General features: G+C 68.3%; 2 protein-coding genes. One reads left to right on the top strand and one right to left on the bottom strand.

The window, feature by feature from the left end; genetic code table 11:
- A partial coding sequence (gene carB, locus Q0C81_RS00410) for a carbamoyl-phosphate synthase large subunit (protein ID WP_291832218.1) occupies positions 1–2,687 on the top strand: 2,687 nt, incomplete at its 5' end.
- A 65-nt stretch (positions 2,688–2,752) separates the two neighbouring features.
- Here carB and Q0C81_RS00405 read toward each other — a convergent pair.
- The coding region (locus tag Q0C81_RS00405) for a methyl-accepting chemotaxis protein (RefSeq protein ID WP_291832217.1) at positions 2,753–4,017 on the bottom strand (1,265 nt) is incomplete at its 5' end.

The raw sequence follows: 4,017 nt of genomic DNA, 5'->3' as shown, positions 1-4,017 counted from the left end.
TGATCGAGGAATCGGTGCTGGGCTGGAAGGAGTACGAGATGGAGGTCGTCCGCGACACGGCGGACAACTGCATCATCATCTGCTCGATCGAGAACATCGACCCGATGGGCGTGCACACGGGCGACAGCATCACCGTGGCGCCGGCCCAGACCCTGACCGACAAAGAGTACCAGCGCATGCGCACGGGCTCGATCAACGTCCTGCGCGAGATCGGCGTCGAGACCGGCGGATCGAACGTGCAGTGGGCCATCAATCCGGCCGACGGCCGCATGGTCGTCATCGAGATGAACCCGCGCGTGTCGCGGTCTTCCGCCCTGGCCTCCAAGGCCACCGGCTTCCCGATCGCCAAGGTCGCCGCGCGCCTGGCCGTCGGCTACACGCTGGACGAACTGCAGAACGACATCACCAAGGTCACGCCCGCCTCGTTCGAGCCGAGCATCGACTATGTCGTCACCAAGATCCCGCGGTTCGCCTTCGAGAAATACCCGGGCTCCGAGCCCCTGCTGGGCACCTCGATGAAGTCGGTGGGCGAGGTCATGGCCATCGGCCGGACCTTCCAGGAATCGATGCAGAAGGCCCTGCGCGGCCTCGAGACCGGCCTGACCGGCTTCAACGAGATCGAGATCGAAGGCGTGGCGGATGTCGAGGACGACGCTTCTGCGCGCGCCGCCGTCATCCGGGCGCTGGGCCAGCCGACGCCCGACCGCATCCGGGTCATCGCCCAGGCCTTCCGCCACGGCCTGACCGTGGAAGAGGTCAACGCCGCCTGTTCCTACGAGCCCTGGTTCCTGCGCCAGATCGCCGACATCGTCCGCACCGAGGGTCATGTCGTCGTGCAGGGCCTGCCGACCACCGCGACCGACTTCCGCAGGCTGAAGGCCAAGGGCTTCTCCGACGCCCGTCTGGGCCAGCTGACCGGTTCGACCGAAAAGGCCGTCCGCAAGGCCCGCCGCGCGCTGGACGTGCGCCCGGTCTTCAAGCGCATCGATACCTGCGCCGCCGAGTTCGCCTCGGCCACGGCCTATATGTATTCGACCTATGAGACAGGCGCCCTGGGCCAGGTCCCCGAATGCGAGGCCGCGCCGTCGGACAAGAAGAAGGCCATCATCCTGGGCGGCGGTCCCAACCGAATCGGCCAGGGGATCGAGTTCGACTACTGCTGCTGTCACGCGGCCTTCGCCTTCGACGACATCGGCGTCGAGTCGATCATGGTCAACTGCAACCCCGAGACCGTCTCGACCGACTACGACACCTCCGATCGCCTCTATTTCGAGCCTCTGACCGAAGAGGATGTTCTGGAGCTGATCGACGTCGAGCGCTCGAAGGGCGAACTGATCGGCGTCGTCGTCCAGTTCGGCGGCCAGACGCCGCTGAAGCTGGCCCATGCGCTGCAGGAGGACGGCGTGCCGATCCTGGGCACCACGGTGGATTCCATCGACCTGGCCGAGGACCGCGAGCGCTTCCAGAAGATGCTCAACGACATCGGCCTGAAGCAGCCGCCCAACGGCCTGGCCCGCAGCGCCGAGGAAGCCGCGCAGAAGGCGGAAGAGGTCGGTTATCCGGTCGTCCTGCGCCCCTCCTACGTGCTGGGCGGACGCGGCATGATGATCGTCCACGACCGCGAGCAGCTGGACCGCTACGTCCATGAGGCCATGCGCGTCTCGGGCGACGATCCGGTGCTGATCGACCACTATCTGAACCGCGCCACCGAGGTGGACGTGGACGCCCTGTGCGATGACGAGACCGTCTTCGTGGCGGGCGTGCTGGAGCATATCGAGGAAGCCGGCGTCCACTCGGGCGACAGCGCCTGTTCGATGCCGCCCTATTCGCTGTCGCCGGCCATCGTCGCCGAGCTGAAGCGGCAGACCGAGGCCATGGCCCGGGCGCTGAAGGTGCGCGGCCTGATGAACGTCCAGTTCGCCATCGAGGAGCCGCACAGCGAAACCCCGCGCATCTTCGTGCTGGAAGTGAACCCGCGCGCCAGCCGCACGGCGCCCTTCGTGGCCAAGACCATCGGCCAGCCGATCGCCGCCATCGCCGCCAAGGTCATGGCCGGCGTGCCGCTGAAGTCCTTCGGCCTGGCCGACAAGCCGTACGATCATATCGCGGTCAAGGAAGCGGTCTTCCCATTCGCCCGCTTCGCCGGGGTCGACATCATCCTGGGCCCGGAAATGCGCTCGACCGGCGAGGTCATGGGCCTGGACTGGAAGCGCGACGGCGAGGCCGACATGGCCCCCGCCTTCGCCCGCGCCTTCGCCAAGTCCCAGCTGGGCGGCGGCACCACCCTGCCGGCCGCGGGCTGCGCCTTCATCTCGGTCAAGGACGAGGACAAGCCCTTCATCCTCGACGCCGCCAAGACCCTGCTGGCCGAAGGCTTCACCCTGATCGCCACCGAGGGCACCCACGCCTACCTCGTCGGCGAAGGCCTTGAGGTCGGCCTGGTGAAGAAGGTGCTGGAAGGCCGTCCGCACATCGTCGATGCGATGAAGAACGGCGAGGTCCAGCTGGTCTTCAACACCACCTCGGGCAAGCAGTCGCTGCAGGACAGCTTCAGCCTGCGCCGCACCGCGCTGATGATGAAGATCCCCTACTACACCACCGCCGCGGGGGCCCTGGCCGCCGCCCAGGCGATCGGGGCGATCAAGGCGGGCGAACTGGATGTCCGCCCGATCCAGGACTACGCCTGACTCCCAACCTCTCCTGTCAGGATGGCGGGGGCGAAAGCCGGGACGAGCGGGATTGAGTCCGAGCCCTAGAACTCCTCCCAGCCGTCGGCGGCGGCGACCGGTTCGGACCGGCGGGCGGCGCCGCCGCGGCCGATGATTTTCAGGGCCGGAACAGGACGAGCCGCCGGCGCCGGGACGCGGGCCGTGGCCGGGGCCGCGTCGCCAATGCGGAAGCGGGCGACGGACGAGGCCAGGCCCTCGGCCTCCTGCGTCAGCGAGTGGCTGGCGGCGGTCGACTGCTCGACCATGGCGGCGTTCTGCTGGGTCACCTGATCCATCTGGTTGACAGCGGTGTTGACCTGCTGAAGGCCGGTGGCCTGTTCGTTGGCCGAGGCCGCGATTTCGGAGACCAGGCCGTCGATCTCGGCGACGCGGCCGACGATGCGTTGCAGCGCCTCGCCCGTCTGGCCGACGAGCTTCACACCGGTGTCGACCTGGCTGGTCGAGGCCGAGATCAGGGTCTTGATTTCCTTGGCCGCTTCCGCCGAACGCTGGGCCAGGGCCCGGACCTCGGAGGCGACGACCGCGAAGCCGCGGCCGGCATCGCCGGCGCGGGCGGCTTCAACGCCCGCGTTCAGGGCCAGCAGGTTGGTCTGGAAGGCGATTTCGTCGATCACGCCGATGATCTGGCTGATCTGCTGCGCCGAGCGTTCGATGGCGCTCATGGCCTCGACGGCGTCGCGAACCACGATGCCCGAGGTCTCGGCGTCGCCGCGCGCGCCCTGGACCACGCTGGAGGCCTGACGGGCGCCCGAGGCGGTCTTGTTGACGGTGGCGGTGATCTGATCCAGCGCGGCGGCCGTTTCCTCGAGGCTGGCGGCCTGCTGCTCGGTGCGGCGCGACAGGTCGTCGGCCGCGTGACTGATCTCGCCCGAGCCCGAGCGGATGGCCGAGACGTTGGTGACGACAACGGCCATAGTGTCCTTCAGCGCACCCATGGCGGCGTTGAAGTCCGACCGAAGCTTTTCATACTCGACCGGCAGGTCGTCCGTGACGCTGTAGGTCAGATCGCCCTGGGCCAGTTTCTCCAGCGCGACGCCGAACGACTGCACCACCAGCGCCTGCTGCTGGGCGATCGCCGCCTCGCTGGCGGCCTTCTGGTCGCGGTCGGCCCGGGCCTTGGCCTCGACGACCTCGGCGTCAGCCTGGATCTTGGCGACGGCCGCGTCGCGGAAGACCACGACAGCGTTGGCCATCTCGCCCAGTTCGTCGCGCTGGCCGACCGCCGGCACAGTGATGCCGTGATCGCCGTCGGCGAGGCGACGCATGGCGGCGGTCATGGCCTGGAGCG

This window comes from Brevundimonas sp., assembly GCF_023259385.1.
In the GTDB taxonomy this organism is placed as follows: Bacteria; Pseudomonadota; Alphaproteobacteria; order Caulobacterales; family Caulobacteraceae; genus Brevundimonas.
The sequence above is the reverse complement of the archived record's forward strand: the minus strand, read 5'-3'. Positions and strand labels throughout refer to the sequence as shown.